Origin of the sequence: Brevundimonas mediterranea (assembly GCF_014196125.1) — a bacterium.
GTDB classification, from domain to species: domain Bacteria; phylum Pseudomonadota; class Alphaproteobacteria; order Caulobacterales; family Caulobacteraceae; genus Brevundimonas; species Brevundimonas mediterranea.
In genome coordinates this window covers 16,615-34,785 of sequence record NZ_JACIDA010000003.1, presented here as the reverse complement: position 1 = coordinate 34,785, position 18,171 = coordinate 16,615, and the positions used below count along the sequence as shown (strand labels likewise).

General features: G+C 67.5%; 13 protein-coding genes. 9 read left to right on the top strand and 4 right to left on the bottom strand.

Annotated elements, in window-relative coordinates; genetic code table 11:
• Window positions 1-3 precede the first annotated feature (3 nt).
• Window positions 4-1,614, bottom strand: coding sequence for a lytic transglycosylase domain-containing protein (locus GGR11_RS13910; RefSeq protein ID WP_246331901.1), 1,611 nt, complete (start codon window positions 1,612-1,614; stop codon window positions 4-6).
• Between the two features lie 170 nt (window positions 1,615-1,784).
• On the bottom strand, window positions 1,785-2,582 hold the full coding sequence (locus GGR11_RS13905) for a uracil-DNA glycosylase (RefSeq protein WP_183197932.1): 798 nt from the start codon (window positions 2,580-2,582) through the stop codon (window positions 1,785-1,787).
• A 196-nt stretch (window positions 2,583-2,778) separates the two neighbouring features.
• Between GGR11_RS13905 and GGR11_RS13900 the strand changes: the two genes are divergently transcribed.
• The 7 genes from GGR11_RS13900 to GGR11_RS13870 all read left to right on the top strand — a co-directional run bounded on the left by GGR11_RS13900 (window position 2,779) and on the right by GGR11_RS13870 (window position 14,410).
• Window positions 2,779-4,434, top strand: a complete 1,656-nt coding sequence (locus GGR11_RS13900) for an electron transfer flavoprotein-ubiquinone oxidoreductase (protein WP_183198477.1) — start codon at window positions 2,779-2,781, stop codon at window positions 4,432-4,434.
• Window positions 4,435-4,539: 105 nt separating this feature from the next.
• A complete protein-coding gene (locus tag GGR11_RS13895; RefSeq protein ID WP_183197930.1) occupies window positions 4,540-6,441 on the top strand; it encodes a tetratricopeptide repeat protein in 1,902 nt (633 codons plus the stop codon).
• A 5-nt stretch (window positions 6,442-6,446) separates the two neighbouring features.
• On the top strand, window positions 6,447-7,319 hold the full coding sequence (locus GGR11_RS13890) for a 4-(cytidine 5'-diphospho)-2-C-methyl-D-erythritol kinase (protein ID WP_183197928.1): 873 nt from the start codon (window positions 6,447-6,449) through the stop codon (window positions 7,317-7,319).
• A gap of 85 nt (window positions 7,320-7,404) precedes the next feature.
• Entirely contained in the window at window positions 7,405-8,298 is an 894-nt protein-coding gene (locus tag GGR11_RS13885; RefSeq protein WP_183197926.1) for a glycine--tRNA ligase subunit alpha, read from the top strand.
• Entirely contained in the window at window positions 8,298-10,529 is a 2,232-nt protein-coding gene (glyS, locus tag GGR11_RS13880; protein WP_183197924.1) for a glycine--tRNA ligase subunit beta, read from the top strand. Before GGR11_RS13885 ends, glyS begins: the two co-directional genes overlap by 1 nt.
• 337 nt (window positions 10,530-10,866) lie before the next feature.
• Window positions 10,867-13,545, top strand: a complete 2,679-nt coding sequence (gene ppdK, locus GGR11_RS13875) for a pyruvate, phosphate dikinase (protein ID WP_183197922.1) — start codon at window positions 10,867-10,869, stop codon at window positions 13,543-13,545.
• A 337-nt stretch (window positions 13,546-13,882) separates the two neighbouring features.
• Complete coding sequence (locus tag GGR11_RS13870; protein ID WP_035305382.1) at window positions 13,883-14,410, top strand: porin family protein; 528 nt, start codon at window positions 13,883-13,885, stop codon at window positions 14,408-14,410.
• Window positions 14,411-14,473: 63 nt separating this feature from the next.
• On the opposite strand, the gene GGR11_RS13865 is transcribed toward GGR11_RS13870, so the two are convergent.
• Window positions 14,474-14,734, bottom strand: coding sequence for a hypothetical protein (locus GGR11_RS13865; protein WP_008260179.1), 261 nt, complete (start codon window positions 14,732-14,734; stop codon window positions 14,474-14,476).
• A 147-nt stretch (window positions 14,735-14,881) separates the two neighbouring features.
• Here GGR11_RS13865 and GGR11_RS13860 point away from each other — a divergent pair, with 147 nt between their 5' ends.
• Window positions 14,882-16,075: a M48 family metallopeptidase gene (locus tag GGR11_RS13860; protein ID WP_183197920.1), complete on the top strand. Its 1,194-nt coding sequence runs from the start codon at window positions 14,882-14,884 to the stop codon at window positions 16,073-16,075.
• Window positions 16,076-16,212: 137 nt separating this feature from the next.
• Entirely contained in the window at window positions 16,213-16,995 is a 783-nt protein-coding gene (locus tag GGR11_RS13855; RefSeq protein WP_183197918.1) for a hypothetical protein, read from the top strand.
• 14 nt (window positions 16,996-17,009) lie between these two features.
• Here the strand turns inward: GGR11_RS13855 and GGR11_RS13850 are convergent, their stop codons facing one another.
• Window positions 17,010-18,161: a beta-ketoacyl-ACP synthase III gene (locus GGR11_RS13850; protein WP_183197917.1), complete on the bottom strand. Its 1,152-nt coding sequence runs from the start codon at window positions 18,159-18,161 to the stop codon at window positions 17,010-17,012.
• Between the last annotated feature and the right edge of the window lie 10 nt (window positions 18,162-18,171).

Below are 18,171 nucleotides of genomic sequence, written 5' to 3'. Positions count from 1 at the left end.
ACCCTATCGACCGCCGCCGACGGTGGCCGCCTGGGCGACCAGTACGGGTTCGGCGACCGGCGCGGGCGGCACATAGTCCAGCGAGACCGGAACCAGTTTCGCGCCCGAGGCCACGGCGTCCAGGGTGTTCAGCGGTCCGCCGAACATCCGCTGATAGATCCAGTAGCTGGCCACGACCTTTTCCACGTAGTCGCGCGCCTGGGGCACGTCGATCGTCTCGATCAGCAGCAGGGGATCGGCGTCCGGCCCCAGCTTGCGCACCGCCGTCAGCATCGGTCCCGGTCCGGCGTTGTACGAGGCCACGGCCCGCAGCAGGTCGCCCTGGAAGGCCGGCAGCTGGAGCATCCGGTTGATATAGGCCTGGCCCAGCCGCATGTTGGTCGCGGGAACCAGCAGTTTGGACGGATCGGTGACGAAGGTCCGGTCCCCGGTCATCTCCGCCGCCGTCGTCGGCATCACCTGCATCAGCCCATAGGCGCCGGCGCTGGACCGGGCGTCCGGATTGAAGTCGGTCTCCTTGCGCGCCAGGGCGTAGACGAGCGCCTTCTCGATGACGAAGCCGCCCTCCGGCTCCAGCACGGGCATGGGGAAGCGCATCGCGTCGATCCGAGTTGCGTCGCCCCCATTGCTCGACATCATGACGCGCGCCAGAGCCGTCCACATCCGTGCGGCGTCGCCCACGGCGGTGCGCAGGCCCGAACGCAATTCGGTTTCGCCTTCGCTGCGGCGACCCACTTCATAATAGGCGACGGTGCGTTTGGCGCGGGCGTCGGTCTGGACAAAGGCTTCCAGTTCGCCGGTCTCGACCCGCGCGCCCTGGGGCACATAGGCGGCGCGTTGCAGGCGCGGTTCCGTCTGGTAGGCGCGCGGCCCCATGTTCTCGATGGTCGGCTCCTCGCCCAGCTGACGCAGGGCGATCTGGCCGTAGAAGGTGGCCGGCCACTGTCCGGCCAGGCGCAGATAGTCGTTGACCCGGTCCTGCCGGCCCGACTGCGAGGCGGCGCGCGCGGTCCAGTAGGCGGCGCCGGCGCGGACCCAGGGGTCTTCGGTCGGATCATTGGCGACCCGTTCGAAGGCGGCGAAGGATTCGTGGAACTGACCCAGCCGCCATTCCGCCAGCCCGACCGTCCACCAGTCGCCGATTTCGCGTCCCAGCGCCGAGGCGCCGGTCAGGTCGTCATTGTTATAGGCGATGCGCGCCGCCTTCATCGGATCGACGGCCGGGCCGCCCGAGACGGCGGAAACGACGCTGTTCCAGGTCCGACCCAGAAGACCGCCGGGTTTGACCGGTTCGGGCGCCCCGTCGGGCCGGCGGCGCAGGGCCAGGGTATAGACCCGGTCGGCGCAGGGCAGGTCGGAATAGGTTTCAAGCCAGGCCGTCAGTTCGTCATAGGTGGCGACGTGATCGGGGTGGAACAGGCTTTCGAACTCGACCTGGCCCAGCAGGACCCGGTCCTGAGCCTGGCGGGCCGAGGCGCGGGCGGCCTCGATGTCGCCGCGCCGCAGGGCGTCGAAGGCGGTGGTGTAGGACAGGCGGTCGGCCGAACTCAGAGCCGTCGGGCGGACGGAACCGGAAGCGGCGCCGGACATTCCGTCAAAAGGCGTCTCCGCCAAGGCTGAGCCTGACGCTGCGAGCGCAAAAACCAGCGTCGTGGCAAGACTTGCCCGGCGGAACATATTCATAGGCGGCGGCCCCGTTGGCGTCACCCTGCCCGTTCTCGTCAGGCGGGGATCGTTTGGCGTTGGTCGTCAAACGACCAGCATGCCTTAAAGCGGCGCTAACCTCAACCTGAGCCGTCCAGTTTTGCTGCAAGTGCGAGAAGATCGGCCCAGACCTGCCGTTTGGCCTGGGGCTGACGCAGCAGGAAGGCGGGGTGCAGGGTCGGCAGGGCGGGGGCGGACATGCCCCCTTCAGCCAGCCGCCACTCCCGCCACTGGCCGCGCATCTTCATGATCCCATCTTCGGTCTGCAGCACCGACTTGGCCGCCGCCGCGCCCAGCAACAGGACCGCCTTGGGCTGCAGCAGGGCGAAGGCGCGTTCGACGAACGGGGCGCACACGGCCTGTTCCTGCGGGGTTGGGGTGCGGTTGCCGGGCGGGCGCCAGAAGACGGTGTTGGTGATGAAGACCTTGTCGGTCAGGCCCGCCGCCGCCAGCATCCGGTCCAGCAGCTTGCCGGCCCGGCCCACGAAGGGCTGGCCCAGCCGGTCCTCGTCCGCGCCGGGGCCTTCGCCGATGACCATGACGGGGGCGTTGGGATCGCCCCGCCCGAACACCGACTGGCTGGCCCCCATGCCGCGCAGGGGACAGCCCTCGAACGCCGCCACCGCCGCCGCCAGATCCTGCAGGGTCGCGGCCCCCGTCGCCAGACGCCGCGCCTCGGCCAGGGCGTCCTGGGCGCTGGGTCCGGCCAGGGGCATGACGACCGAGGCGGTGGCCTTCTGCACCGCCTTCAGCGCGGGGGGCGGGGCCAGATGGGTGTGATCGACCGGCGCATCGCCATAGCAGGCGTCCACCCCCGCATCCCGCCAGAAGGCGAGCAGGCTTTCGATTGCAGCGATCTCGTGAGGTTGCGCGTTCATGTCTCAGCACACCGATAAGCCTTGACCGCCCTCGCGTCACCTTCCGATAAACGGCATAACCACACGAACAAGCAGGATTTCAGGGGAAGACATGGCCGAAGAAGCCATCGAGGGCGGCGCAGAGAACGCCCGCCAGGAAGCGATCATCGACAATCTGCCGCCGCTGGAGGCGCTGCAGGGCGTCGAGCGCGAGGTGATGGAGTATGACGTCGTCATCGTCGGCGGCGGCCCGGCCGGCCTGTCGGCGGCCATTCGCCTGAAACAGCGGGCGGAAAAGGACGGCAAGGACATCAGCGTCGCCGTGCTGGAAAAGGGCGCCGAGGTCGGCGGCCACATCCTGTCGGGCGCCGTGATCGATCCCAAGGCGTTGAACGAACTCTTCCCTGACTGGAAGGACCGCGGCGCCCCGCTGGAGACCCCGGTCACCAAGGACAGGTTCCTGCTGTTGGGCCCGCAGGGTTCGGCCGCCCTTCCCATGCCCCTGCTGCCGCCCTTCATGCACAACCACGGCTGCTACATCGCCTCGCTGGGCAATGTGTCCCGCTGGCTGGGTGAACAGGCCGAGGCCCTGGGTGTCGAGGTCTATCCCGGCATGGCCGCCAGCCACGTCGTCTGGGAAGAAGAGACGGGCCGGGTGAAGGGCGTCGTCGCCGGCGTCTTCGGCATCGACCGCGAGGGCAAGCCGACCGGAGACTTCCAGCCGGGCATCGAACTGCACGGCAAATATGTCTTCATCGCCGAGGGCGTGCGCGGCTCCCTGGCCAAGACCATCATCGCCAAACACAAGCTCCAGGACGGCAAGTCGCCCCAGAAATACGGCATCGGCCTGAAGGAGCTGTGGCAGGTGCCCGCCGAACAGCACCAGCCCGGCCTGGCCCAGCACACCACCGGCTGGCCGCTGGACGAGCACACCGGCGGCGGCAGTTTCATGTACCATTTCGGCGACCGCTACGTGGCCATCGGCTACGTCGTCCACCTGAACTACAAGAACCCCTTCCTGTCGCCGTTCGACGAATTCCAGCGCTTCAAGCACCACCCGTCCATCGCCCCGCATCTGGAAGGCGGCACGCGCATCTCCTACGGAGCCCGGGCGATCACCGAGGGCGGGTTGCAGTCGATTCCGAAGCTCAGCTTCCCCGGCGGCGTCCTGATCGGCTGCTCGGCCGGCTTCGTGAACGTGCCCCGGATCAAGGGCACCCATAATGCGATGAAGACCGGCATGCTGGCCGCCGACGCCGCCTATGACGCGGTCCAGGCCGGGCGTGGCGGCGATGAACTGGTCGAATACCAGACCGCCTTCGAAAAGAGCTGGGTCCACAAGGAGCTGTCCCTGGTCAGGAACGCCAAGCCCCTGCTGTCGAAGTTCGGCACCACCCTGGGCGGGGCGCTGGGCATGTTCGACATGTGGTGCCGCACCCTGCTGGGCGGCTGGTCGCCGATCCCGACGCTGAAGCACGACAAGACCGACGCCGCCTCGACCGAACTGGCGGTCAAGCACAAGCCCATCGCCTATCCCAAGCCGGACGGGAAGCTGTCGTTCGACAAGCTGTCGTCCGTCTTCATCTCCAACACCAACCACGCCGAGGACCAGCCGGCCCACCTGAAGCTGCTGGACCCGTCCAAGCCGATCCAGGTCAACCTGCCGAAATACGGCGAGCCGGCGCGGCTTTATTGTCCGGCGGGCGTCTATGAGGTCGTCTATGCGGACGAGGTCGCCAAGACCGATCCGCGCTTTGTCATCAACGCCCAGAACTGCGTCCACTGCAAAACCTGCGACATCAAGGATCCGTCGCAGAACATCGTCTGGACCACGCCCGAAGGCGGCGGCGGTCCGAACTATCCGAACATGTGAGGAACCTCTTCACCCGCTCATCCCGGCGAAAGCCGGGATGAGCGGAGTGGGGGAGCAACCATCTGTCCTCTTGCGGGTGCAGGGGAAACCGTGAAGGGTCGCGGCATGATCGCCTCCCGTTCGCGCCTGCTCGCCGCCTCCCTGACCGTTCTCGCCCTGGCCCTGGCCCAGGGGGCGGCGGCGCAGGACATGGGCCCCGCTTCGGCGCCCGCCAATCCGTCCGACACCCATCCGCCCGCCGTCATACTTGAACCGGACCAGGTTCAGGAGGCCGCGCCGTTCGAGGACGAACCGGAAGACGGCGCGCCCCAGACGCCCGAGGGCGATGTCCCGCCCCATATCGTCATCGCCGACGACCCGGCCGAGCCCGCCATTCCCGAGGTCTGGGCGCCGGTCCCGCTGAACGCCCAGGGCCGCAGCGCCTATGGCCTGTACCTGGCCGGCAAACTGGCCCTGATGACGGGCGAGGGGGCCAAGGGCGCCGATTGGCTGGCCCAGGCCGCGGCCCTGACGCCCGAACAGCCCCGCGTGCGCGAACAGGCCTTCACCTCGGCCCTGCTCAGCGGCGATCTGGACGTGGCGGGCCGACTGGCGCCGACCGCCGACGCCGCGCCCGCCTTCATCGAGATCGGCCGGCTGATCTCGGCCGTCCAGACCTTCGTCCATGGCGACGCCCGCGCCGCCAACGCCGCCCTGGTCGCCCGGCCCATCGCCGCGCCGCACAGCCGCGCCGGCCTGATGGTTGCGCCCTGGATCGCGGCCGCCGCCGGCGACTGGACCCGCGCCCTGGCCGCGCCCCCGACCCAGGGTGACGCCCTGACCCTGGCCTTCGCCCGCCAGAACCGCGCCCTGCTGCTGGAGAAGCGCCGCGACTATGCCGAGGCCGAAAGCGAGTTGAAGGCCCTGTCCGACATGCCGACCATCGGCGCCCTGTTCCACCGCCCCTATGGCGAGTTCCTGGAGCGACGCGGCAAGCGGGACGAGGCTCTGGCCGTCTATCAGGCGGCCGTGCAGGGCCAGCAGGTCGACCTGGCCACCGCCCGCGCCCTGGCGCGGCTTCAGGCCGGCGGTCGCGCGCCGGCGGCGCCCGACGTCCGCCAGGGCGCGGCCCAGGCCCTGACCACGGCGGCGGCCCAGGCGGTGGCCGAGCGCGGCAATGAGTTCGCGGTGGTCTATCTGCGCCTGGCCCTGAACCTGAAAGAAGACGCCGCCACCCAGATCCAGCTGGCCCAGGTGCTGGACCGGGTCGGGCTGAAGGCCGCCGCCCGCACCGCCCTGTCGCGCGTCGGTCCTGAGGATCCGGTGCTGTACGCCAACGCCCGCGCCCAGCTGGCGCTGAACCTGGAAGAGGACGGACAGTCGCAGGCCGCCCTGACCGAGCTGCGCGCCGCCGCGGCCGCCGAGCCTGACGATCCCCGTATCGCCCTGGTCATGGCCAGCCAGCTGATGCAGCTGGAGCAGTATGAGGCGGCCCTGGCCCTGTTGAGCGGCCCGCTGCTGAACACGGCGACCCAGGGCGCCCAGATCCATTTCCTGCGCGGCGCCGCCCTGGAATCCCTGGACCGCATCCCCGAGGCCGAGGCCGAGCTGTGGGCCGCGCATCTGGCCGATCCGAACAACGCCAACACCCTGAACTATCTAGGCTATCTCTGGGTGGACAAGGGGCTGCGCGTCGATCAGGGCGCGGGCCTTCTGGCCCAGGCCTACGCCATGGAGCCCGAGAACGGCAACATCCAGGACTCCCTGGGCTGGGCCCAGTTCAAACAGGGCTATTTCGACACCGCCGTCGTCACCCTGGAGGAGGCGGTCGACAAGGAGCCCGCCAATCCCGAGATCAACGACCACCTGGGCGACGCCTATTGGCGGGTGGGCCGCCAGCGCGAGGCGGTCTGGCTGTGGAACCGCGTCCTGAGCCTGGACCCCGAGCCCGAACGCAAGGCCGAGGTCGAGCGCAAGATCGCCCACGGCCTGGACGACGCGGCGCCCGCGACCGGCGGGTCGCACTAGGCCTCATGTCCGCGCTCACGGCCCTGGCTCCGGCCAAGATCAATCTGTTCCTGCACGTCGGCCCGGTGGACGCCGACGGCTATCATCCGCTGTCCAGCCTGGTCGCCTTCGCCGATGTCGGCGACCGGGTGACGGTCGAACCGGCGGCGCGGCTGTCGCTGACCGTGACCGGCCCGTTCGGCGCAGGCCTGGCGGCCGAGCCCGACAATCTGATCCTGCGCGCCCTTCGCACCGTGGGCGAGGCGAGCGGCGCAGGCGAACCGCTGCTGAAGGTCACGCTGGACAAGCGCCTGCCCATCGCGGCCGGCCTGGGCGGCGGCTCGTCGGACGCGGGGGCGGCGCTGAAGCTGGCGCGTCAGGCCCTGGGTCTGGACCTCGACGATGCGGCCCTGGAGACCGTGGCGGGGGTGATCGGCGCCGACGGCCCCATGTGCCTGCGGATGCGCACCGCCTGGGCCGAGGGGCGGGGCGACGTCCTGACCGACGAGCCGCGCCTGCCGCCGCTGTGGGCCGTGCTGTTCAATCCGGGCGTTCCGTCGCCCACGGGGGCCGTCTACCGCGCCTATGACGCCGGCCCGCCCCGCGCCGCCGACCGGCCTGCGCCGCCCGTCGACTGGAGCCCAGCGGCCGTCATCGACTGGCTGGCCGGCCTGCGCAACGATCTTCAGCCCCCCGCCGAGGCCCTGACGCCCGCCATAGCCGAGGCGGTTCGTGCGGTGGGGGCGACGCCCGGCGTGGCCCTGGCGCGGATGTCCGGCTCGGGCGCCACCGTCTTCGGCCTGTGCCGGTCCAGCGCGGACGCGACCGCCGCCGCCGCCGCTCTGTCCGCCGCCCATCCGGCCGCCTGGGTCGCCGCGACCCGGCTCGCCGCCACCTGAGCCATAAATCCCCAGCGCGTGTTGAAGCGCGCGGCGCCGGGCCCTATGGTCCGCCGTCCTTTTTCCAGCCCCTCCCGAGCCCGATTTGACCACCTCGACCGAGCCGCTCGCCTTCCAGGATCTGATCCTGACCCTGCACCGCTATTGGGGCGAGCAGGGCTGCGCCATTCTTCAGCCCTATGACATCGAGGTCGGGGCCGGCACGCTCCACCCCGCCACCGTCCTGCGCGCGCTCGGCTCAAAGCCGTGGAAGGCCGCCTATGTCCAGCCCAGCCGCCGCCCCGGCGACGGCCGCTATGGCGAAAACCCGAACCGTCTCCAACACTATTACCAATACCAGGTGATACTAAAACCGAACCCGGACAATCTTCAGGAACTGTATCTCGGCTCGCTGGCGGCGATCGGGATCGATCCGAAACTGCACGACATCCGCTTCGTCGAGGACGACTGGGAGAACCCGACCGTGGGGGCCTGGGGCCTGGGCTGGGAGGTCTGGTGCGACGGGATGGAGGTGACGCAGTTCACCTATTTCCAGGGCGTCGGCGGCATCGAGGTCGATGTGGTCTCGGGCGAGCTGACCTACGGGCTGGAGCGTCTGGCCATGTATGTCCAGGGCGTGGACAACGTCTATGATCTGAAGTTCACCAAGGAAGGCCTGACCTATGGCGAGGTTTTCCTGGAGAACGAGCGCCAGCAGTCGGAAGCCAATTTCCACGGCTATGACGTGGACGGGCTGAAGCGCCGGTTCGAGGATATGGTGGCCGAGGTCTCGCGCCTGCTGGACATGCGCGGCCCGCAAGACCAGCCCCTGGTCCTGCCGGCCTATGACCAGGTGCTGAAGGCCAGCCACCTGTTCAACCTGATGGACGCCCGCGGCGCCATCGCCGTCGCCGAGCGCCAGAGCTACATCGGCCGCATCCGCGAACTCTGCAAAGCCTGCGCCCTCGCTTACGTTGAACAAGAGCGGAAAACCGCCTGATGCCCCAACTCCTTCTCGAAATCTTCTCCGAAGAAATCCCCGCCCGCATGCAGCAGGGCGCCGCGCGCGACCTCGACCGCATGGTCTCCGACCGGCTGAAGGCCGCCGGCCTGACCTGGGACGCGCTGACGACCTACGCCGGGCCGCGCCGCCTGACCCTGGTCATCGACGGCCTGCCCGCCGCCACGCCCGACCGCGAGGAAGAGGTCAAGGGCCCGCGCGCCTCGGCCCCGGAACAGGCGCTGGAAGGCTTCCTGCGCAAGACCGGCCTGACCCGCGATCAACTGACCGAGCGTGACGGCGTCCTGTTCGCCGTCCTGTCGTCCAAGGGCCGGGCGACCACCGATCTGGTCGCCGAGACGGTGGACCAGGTCATCCGCACCTTCCCCTGGCCCAAGTCGATGCGCTGGGGTTCCGGCACATTGCGCTGGGTCCGTCCGATCAAGCGCATCCTGTGCCTGTTCGACGGCAAGGTGGTCCCGTTCGAGATCGACGGCATCCCGTCCGACGCGATCACCGAGGGCCACCGTTTCATGGGCTCGGGCCAGTTGCTGAAGGTCAGCGACTTCGTCGACTATCGCACCCAGCTGGAACAGAATTTCGTCCTGCTGGACGTGGCCGACCGCAAGCTGCGCATCCTGGATCAGGCCAAGGCCGCCTGCGCCGCCAAGGGCCTGGTCCTGGTCGATGACGACGGTCTGCTCGACGAGGTGGCGGGGCTGGCCGAATGGCCGACCCCGATCCTGGGCGACATGGACCCGCAGTTCCTGGCCCTGCCGCCCGAGGTCGTGCGCCTGTCGATGAAGGTGCACCAGAAATATTTCGCCGTCCGCGATCCCTCGAAGGAAGGCCTGGCCCCCAACTTCCTCGTCGTCGCCAATGTCGAGGCGACCGACGGCGGCAAGGCCCTGGCCGCCGGCAACAGCCGCGTCCTGTCCGCCCGCCTGAACGACGCCCGCTTCTTCTGGGACGAGGACCAGAAGGTCGGCTTCGACGCCTGGAACGCCAAGCTGTCCGGCGTCACCTTCCACGCCAAACTGGGGACTCTGGCCGAGCGCGTCGAGCGCATCGCGGCGCTTGCCCGCGAGATCGCGCCCCTGGTCGGCGCCGACGCGGATGAAGCCGAGATGGCCGCCCGCCTGTCTAAGGCCGACCTGCTGTCGGGAATGGTCAGCGAATTCCCGGAACTGCAGGGGATCATGGGCGGCTATTACGCCCGTCTCGCCGGCCATTCCGACGCCATCGCCGACGCCGTCCGCGACCACTACAAGCCGCAAGGGCCTGCCGACACGGTCCCGACCGCCCCGGTCACGGTCGCCGTCGCCCTGGCCGACAAGCTGGACACTCTGGTCGGCTTCTTCGCCATCGACGAAAAGCCCACGGGGTCGAAGGATCCGTTTGCCCTGCGGAGAGCGGCCCTGGGGTTCGAGCGACCTGCGATAGCGGCCGGTCTAAAGTTGGATCTGCATTCCCTTATCGAGGATCATGCTGAACGTTTAGCCGAACAGATCATTCGCATTGTTTCTGCCCAAGAAATCGCCATTACGATTGGAGATGCGCGGCAGGTCAGTGACAGTCACACCCGCAGCCAAGGCGTTACGGTAGAGCAGGCCGGTCTTGTTCTGGAACGTTGGACTAACGACGCCGATGGGCACCGTCGAGCTGACGAGTTTGCTGGCCGGCTTAAGGCGAAGCTTCGGGTGGCCGCCTTAGATGTTCGACCATTCATGCTCGATCGCCTAAAAGTGCTTTTGCGCGACCAAGGCCAGCGTCACGACCTCGTGGATGCAGTCTTCGCCTTGGGTGACGACGACCTCGTCCGCATCGTGCGTCGGGTCGAGGCCCTGGCCGCCTTCCTCGCCACCGACGACGGGACCAATCTGCTGGCCGGCTACAAGCGCGCCTCCAACATCCTGCGCGCCGAGGAAAAGAAGGGTCCGCTGCCGACCGGCATGGTCCAGACCGGCCTGCCGAACCAGCCTGAGCCCGAGACCGTCCTGGCCTTCGCCGTCGGCGCCGCCCGCACCGCCGTCGAAGCCGCGCTCGAGACCGAGGATTTCGCCGCCGCCATGACCGCCCTGGCGCGTCTGCGCACCCCGGTGGACGTCTTCTTCGAGGCCGTCCTGGTCAACTCCGACATCCCCGCCGAACGCGACAACCGCCTCAAACTGCTGGGCCAGGTCCGCGACGTCATGGGCCAGGTCGCGGACTTCGGCCAGATCGCGGGCTGATCCTTCACCTCCCCGTCGGCGAAGGCCGGCGGGGAGGACAGGCGATCGTGTCAGCGAGCGCCAGGTGGGGGCGACGCGGTGTCTGAAGCTGAGCCGGTCATCACCGGCGCCGGAGTCGCCCCCTCCTGATCGCTGCGCGATCTGTCCTCCCCACGCGCCTTCGCGCCCTGAGAGGTGAGGGGATGCGCCCTCTTCGCGCGAGCGATCAGGAAACCGGTTACCCCCTCACGCATTGTTACATCCGCCATGGTCAAGTCGGTTCCTCCGCGCTAGATCGTGCTGCATGTACGAGCGGGGGCAACCCGCCGGACGATCCGAAAAGCTCAGGGACTGCAAGATGACTCAGTGGGTGTACGGCTTCGGCGGAGGCTCCGCCGACGGCGATGCGTCGATGAAGAACCTTCTCGGCGGAAAGGGCGCCAATCTGGCGGAAATGTCTTCGCTGGGTCTGCCCGTCCCGCCGGGCTTCACCATCACCACCGAGGTCTGCACCCACTATTACGCCAACGGCGAGACCTATCCCGCCGATCTGGAAGCCCAGGTGAAGACCGCCCTGGACAAGGTCGAGGCGATCGTCGGCAAGACCTTCGGCGACGTGAACAATCCGCTGCTGGTCTCGGTCCGTTCGGGCGCCCGCGCCTCGATGCCCGGCATGATGGACACGGTGCTGAACCTGGGCCTGAACGACCAGACGGTCGAGGGGCTGGCCAAACTGTCGGGCGACCGGCGCTTCGCCTTCGATTCCTATCGCCGCTTCATCACCATGTATTCGAACGTGGTCCTGGGCCTGAGCCATGACGACTTCGAAGAGGTTCTGGACGCGCACAAGGACCGGCTGGGCGTCAGCGTCGACACCGATCTGAAGGCCGAGGACTGGGAACGGATCGTCGTCGACTACAAGGCCGTGGTCGAACGCGAACTGGGCCATCCCTTCCCGCAGGATCCCCGCGACCAGATGTGGGGCGCGGTCGGCGCCGTCTTCGCCAGCTGGATGAACGAGCGGGCGAAATTCTATCGCCGCATGCACGACATCCCCGAAAGCTGGGGCACGGCCGTCAGCGTCCAGTCGATGGTGTTCGGCAATATGGGCGAGACCTCGGCCACCGGCGTGGCCTTCACCCGCAACCCCTCGACCGGCGAGGCCCGGCTGTATGGCGAGTTCCTGATCAACGCCCAGGGCGAAGACGTGGTCGCGGGCATCCGCACGCCCCAGTCCCTGACCAGGATCGGCCGCGAGGAGATGGGCGAGACCGCTCCCTCGATGGAAGAGGCCATGCCCGAGGTGTTCGGCCAGTTCGTCGAGGTGGTGAACAAGCTGGAGAGCCACTACCGCGACATGCAGGATATCGAGTTCACGGTCGAACAGGGTCGGCTCTGGATGCTGCAGACCCGCAACGGCAAGCGCACCGCCAAGTCGGCGCTGAAGGTCGCCGTGGATCTGGCCGCCGAGGGCGTGATCACCCAGGAAGAGGCCATCAGCCGGGTCGAGCCCTCCGCGCTCGATCAGTTGCTGCACCCGACCCTGGACCCCGAGGCCGCCCGCACCGTCATCGCCGCCGGCTTGCCGGCCTCGCCGGGCGCGGCGACCGGCAAGATCGTGTTCGACGCCGACGAGGCCGAGCGGCTGGCCGGTCTGGGCGAAGCCGTCATCCTGGTGCGCGAGGAGACCTCGCCCGAGGACATCCACGGCATGCACGCGGCGCGCGGCATCGTCACGGCGCGGGGCGGCATGACCAGCCACGCCGCCGTGGTGGCGCGCGGCATGGGCCGGGCCTGCGTCTCGGGCGCCGGGGAAATCCACATCGACGAGGCCAAGGGCGTCTTCACCGCGCGCGGCCGCACCTTCAAGGCCGGCGAGGTCATCACCATCGACGGGTCGAAGGGCGAGGTCCTGGACGGCGCCGTGGCCATGATCGAGCCGGAACTGACCGGCGACTTCCAGACCCTGATGGCCTGGGCCGACAAGGTGCGCCGCCTGAAGGTGCGCGCCAACGCCGAGACGCCGCTGGACGCCAAGACCGCGCGCGGCTTCGGCGCCGAGGGCATCGGCCTGTGCCGGACCGAGCACATGTTCTTCGACGACACCCGGATCGCCGCCGTGCGCGAGATGATCCTGGCCGACGACGAGGCCGGACGCCGCACGGCCCTGGCCAAGATCGCGCCGTTCCAGAAGTCGGACTTCGTCGAACTGTTCGAGATCATGACCGGCCTGCCGGTGACGGTGCGCCTGCTGGACCCGCCGCTGCACGAGTTCATCCCGCACACGGACGAGGACATCGACGCCCTGGCCGCCTCGTCGGGCATCGACGCCGACAAGCTGAAGCGCCGCGCCAAGGAGCTGCACGAGACCAACCCCATGCTGGGCCACCGCGGCTGCCGCCTGGGCGTGGCCTATCCCGAGATCTACGAGATGCAGGTCCGGGCCGTGCTGGAGGCCGCGCTGGAGGTGAAGAAGACCTCGGGCCAGGCGCCGATCCCGGAGATCATGCACCCGCTGGTCGCCCTCGGCCTGGAGATGAAATATCTGCGCGAACTGACCGACCGCACGGCCAAGGCCGTGTTCGCCGACGCCGGCGACAGCGTCGAATATCTGGTCGGCACCATGATCGAACTGCCCCGCGCCGCCATCCGCGCCGGGGACCTGGCCGAATACGCCCAGTTCTTCAGCTTCGGCACCAATGACCTGACCCAGACGACCTTCGGCATCAGCCGCGACGATTCGGGGCGGTTCCTGCAGGCCTATCTGGACAAGGGCATCTTCGAGACCGACCCCTTCGTGCGTCTGGACCAGGACGGCGTCGGCGGCCTGATCGAGATCGCGGCCGAGCGCGGCCGCGCGGTGCGGCCCGACGTCAAGCTGGGCATCTGCGGCGAACATGGCGGCGATCCGTCCTCGATCGCCTTCTGCGAGAAGGCCGGCCTCGACTACGTCTCCTGCTCGCCCTACCGCGTGCCCATCGCCCGTCTGGCGGCGGCCCAGGCGGCGCTGAACGTGGAACGTGAAAAGGACCGCTAGGCCCGCACCGTCATCCTCGGGCTTGACCCGAGGATCGGATGATCCGCCGCTGGTGAGATGCCGTTGACGCACAGCTGTCCAACGCTCGATCCTCGGGTCGAGCCCGAGGATGACGGAGTGAAATGAAATCAGGGGCGGCGCCGCAGGGCGCCGCCCCTTTGCGTTGCGCGTCGCATTTCTGTCGTACTTGGCGGAACGCAGTGTGTGTCTCGCCGCGCACAGACAGCGTCATGTGACGACAGCCTATGGAACAGACGAAGGCGTCACCTATTTAAGCATTCGCTGGATGGGGCTGATGATCCAACCGGTCATCACATCTAGGAGTTAATAAGAAACAATGCGTAACATTCTTCTCGCCGCTGTCGCCGTTTCCGCAATCGCCGCTCCGGCCTTTGCTCAAACCAATCCCGAACCGCGTGGTTACGGATCGCTGGGTTACACTCATCTTGAAGGCGACAATGCAACCACGGGCGCCGTCACCGGTCGTCTGGGCGTAAACCTGAACCGTTACCTGGCCGTCGAGACCGAAGCCTCGGTCGGCGTCAAGGACGACGACTTCACCGTCGCGGGCGTCGACGGCTCGATCAAGCACGAGTGGGACGCCGCCGGCTATGTGGTCGGCAAATACCCGGTGTCGGACAAGCTGGAGCTGTTCGCGCGCGGCGGCTACGGCCACACCGAGCTGAAGCAGGAGTTCCCGGGCGCCAACACCGACGTGGGCGGCGACAGCTGGAACTACGGCGCCGGCGCCAACTACTATCTGGATGGCGTGAACGGCGTGCGGGCCGACTGGACCCGTCGCGATTACCGCGACGACGCAGGCGAAGCCGACGCCTATTCGGTCAGCTACATCCGCCGCTTCTGATCCCACGATCAGGCGAAAGAACAAAGGCGCGCTCCGCAAGGGGCGCGCCTTCTGCTTTGTGGTTTAGGCGAAGTCGCCGGCGAGAGCCCAGCGCTGCGAGCCTTCGCCGAACGGACGCACGAACCAGTCGCGATACTGCTCGAAGGTCTCGATGATCTTCTGACGCAGGTCCGGCGTGTTGACCGCCTCGCCGCGCTGACGTTTCAGGGCCGCGACGCAGTCCACGACCAGATTCTGATGGGCCGAACCGCCCATGCTCTTGAGCACGGCGGCGATATCCTGAGCCAGGCTTTCCAGCACCGTCTTCGGTGTCGTCTGAGCCATCTGGGAACTCCCCTGTTCTCGACAATCAAAGGCCTCGCAAAATCTTATGACGGATTCAAGCGTGGCCGACCTAAAAATCATCATGGACAGGAATTAACCTGACATAACGCGGGTCAAGCGCTCTGGTTCTTTAAAGGGAAGACTTTAATGACCGATTTCGATCCAGCTGCGGCGACTACTCAATGGCTGGCGACGCTTTCGCCGCAGGAGACCGCGCGGGCGGTGGCCTATACGCAAGGATCGCACTGGCTGATCCTGTGGGCCTTCCTGGTTTCCGCCCTGGTCGCCTGGATCATCGTGCGCACGGACGTGCTGGTCATGATCCGCAGCCGGATGGAACGGCGTCGCCGTAGGCCCCTGGCCGTCAGCTTCGTCGTCGCCCTGGTCTATTCGGTGATGAGCTGGGTGCTGACCCTGCCCTGGTCGATCTACGAAAGCTGGTGGCGGGAGAAACAGTACGGCCTGACCAGCCAGGCCCTGGGCGGATGGCTGGGCGAAGCGGCGATCGGGGCGGCGATCTCGGTCGTGGTGACGTCGCTGCTGCTGGTGGCCATCTATGCGCTGATCCGGCGCGCGCGGCGGTTCTGGTGGGCATGGGCGTCCGGCGTCACGGCGGCCTTCATCGTCATCGGCCTGGTGATCTCGCCCCTGGTGATCGAGCCGATCTTCAACACCTATACGCCGGCGCCGAACGGACCCGTGCGCGACGCCGTCGTGGCGCTGGCCAAGGAGACGGGCACGCCGTCGGACAAGATCTTCATCTATGACGGCTCCAAACAGTCGGACCGCTACACCGCCAATGTCTCGGGCCTGTTCGGCTCGGCGCGAGTGGCGATGAGCGACACCATGTTCAAGAAGGGCGCTGACCTGGCCGAGGTACGGGGCGTGGTGGGCCACGAGATGGGCCATTATGCGCGCAGTCATGTGCTGTGGATGGTCGCGATACTGGTCGGACTGACGGCCCTGGCCTTCTGGCTGACGGACCGGCTGTATCCGCTGGGGCGCAGGCTGCTGGGCGCGGATCGGGTGGGCGACATCGCCGATCCGGCTGGCCTGCCCGTGCTGGCTCTGATCCTGGCCTTCCTGGGCGTGCTGGGGACGCCGGTGTTCGCGACCATGACCCGGACGATCGAAGAGGATGCGGACCATTTCTCGCTGGTCCACGCCAATGAGCCCGACGGCCTGTCCAAGGCCCTGGTCAAGACCGCCGAATACCGGGCGCCCTCGCCCTCGGCCGTCGAGGAGTTCCTGTTTTACGACCACCCCAGCGTCGAGAACCGCGTCAGGCGGGCGATGGAGTGGAAGAAGGCTCACCCGCAGACGGGCAAGCCTGCCATCTAAAGGGACGACCATCACTCACAGGTTGCATGGATTAAAATTTCAGATACCATTGTTCTCCACAACTTTGGGGAGGTATCGGTATGCGTCGGCCTGGACTACTCGCGCTCGCCGCATACATCCTCAGCCTCGGAGGATGCATGACGACCGGCCCAAAGCCGGCCGATCCCAAGAACAACGAGCCCCCTTTCACCAGTCTTCCGGCTCCGACCTCCATGGAAGAAGCCCACCACTTCGGCCAGGAATTGGTCGGTTATTATTCTCGCGGGTTCGAGAAGGCTAATAATCGTCGCCGATGGTTCAATGTCGGCATATGGGCCGCCACAACCTATACGACCGGCGCTGCCGGGCTGGGCGCGCACGCCGACAACATCTTTCTCGGTGCTCTGACCGGCACTTCCATTGGCACACTGGAACCGGTGGTGAATGAGGGCGGCCCCGAAGCCTGGGTGCATGCCTTGGGCAAGACAGCCTGCCTCAGCCAGGCGGCCACGACGGGATTGGACGCCAAGACTCTCCAGACTGTCGCCCTGATCGAGGCGCGCGTAGCCAGCGGCGCCGCCACAGCAGAAGAACGCGACGCCCTCGCTGTCTATCAAGGCGTCTATAGAAGCGTGGGGAACGGCTATAACACCGTCTATGCCGAGTTCCTGACACGACGGACCGGTCGGGCGATCTCGAAAGAAGGGATCGAAACCTACATGAACAATGCGAGGGGAGAGGCTTCCCGCCTAAGACAAGGCGCCGTCCCCCCCGCTCCGCCGCCCCCGCCGCCCCCGCCGCCCCCGCCGCCGGGGGCCGTGGGCGCCCTAGCCACGGATAAGGCGCTGGCTGACGCTGCCGCGCAAAAAGCCGCAGAGCGCCTAGACGCCATGAACACGTCAGCGGCCGGACAGATCGAGAACTGTCTGAAAGCCGCCTGATCGCAGCCCGCCGCCTACCCGCGTTTGCGCACGAACACGGTCCCGGCCGAATAGCCGGCGCCGAAGCTGCAGATCAGGCCGGTCTCGCCGGGGGCGAAGCCGTCGTTGTGCAGGTGGAAGGCGATGATCGAGCCGGCCGAGGAGGTGTTGGCGTAGTCGTCCAGGATGATGACGTTCTCGTCCGACGACGGCTCGCGGCCCAGCACCTTCTTGCCGATCATGGTGTTCATGTTGATGTTGGCCTGGTGCAGCCACAACCGCTTCAATTCGTGCGGATCAAGGCCCAGTTCGCCGGCGTGGTCGACGATCATGTCCGACACCATCGGCACCACGTCGCGGAAGACCTTGCGGCCCTGCTGTATGAACAGCTTGTCGTTCTGGACGCTGTCGTCGGCGACCGGCGAATCGAGATGGGCGGTGTCGCGGGCGTTGCGGTTCAGGAAGCCGAAATTATTGCGGATATTGTTGGAGAAGACCGTCTTCAGCCGCGTGCCCAGCACGTCCCAGCCGCCCGGACCGGCCGTCTCGGCCGATTCCACGATCACGGCCGTGGCCACGTCGCCGAAGATGAAATGGCTGTCGCGGTCGGTGAAGTTCAGGTGGGCCGAGCAGACCTCCGGGTTGACCATCAGCACAGCCTTGACCGACCCGCCGGCGATGAAGTCGGCCGCCGTCTTGATGCCAAAGGTGGCGGAAGAACAGGCTACATTCATGTCGAAGGCGAAGCCCTCGATCCCCAGGGCCTGCTGAACCTCGATGGCCATGGCCGGATAGGGGCGTTGCATATTGGAGGCGGCGCACAGGACGGCGCCGATCTCGCTGACCGGCTTGCCCCAGGCCTCGATGGCCTGACGCGCGGCCTTGACCGCCATCTCGGCCAGGATCGACAGCTCCTCATTGCTGCGTTCCGGCAGGCTGGGGGCCATCCGTTCGGGGTCGATCACTCCGGCCTTGTCCAGCACGAACCGCTGCTTGATGCCCGACGCCTTCTCGATGAACTCGGGCGAGGAGTGCGCCTTGGCCTCCAACTCGCCGGCTTCGATCTGGGCGGCGTGACGGGCGTTCCAGCCGTCGGCCCAGGCGTTGTAGCTGTCGACCAGTTCGGCGTTGGAGACCGATTGTTCGGGGGTGAAGAGGCCGGTGGCGGCGATAACGGCGTGTTGCACGGGTAGACAG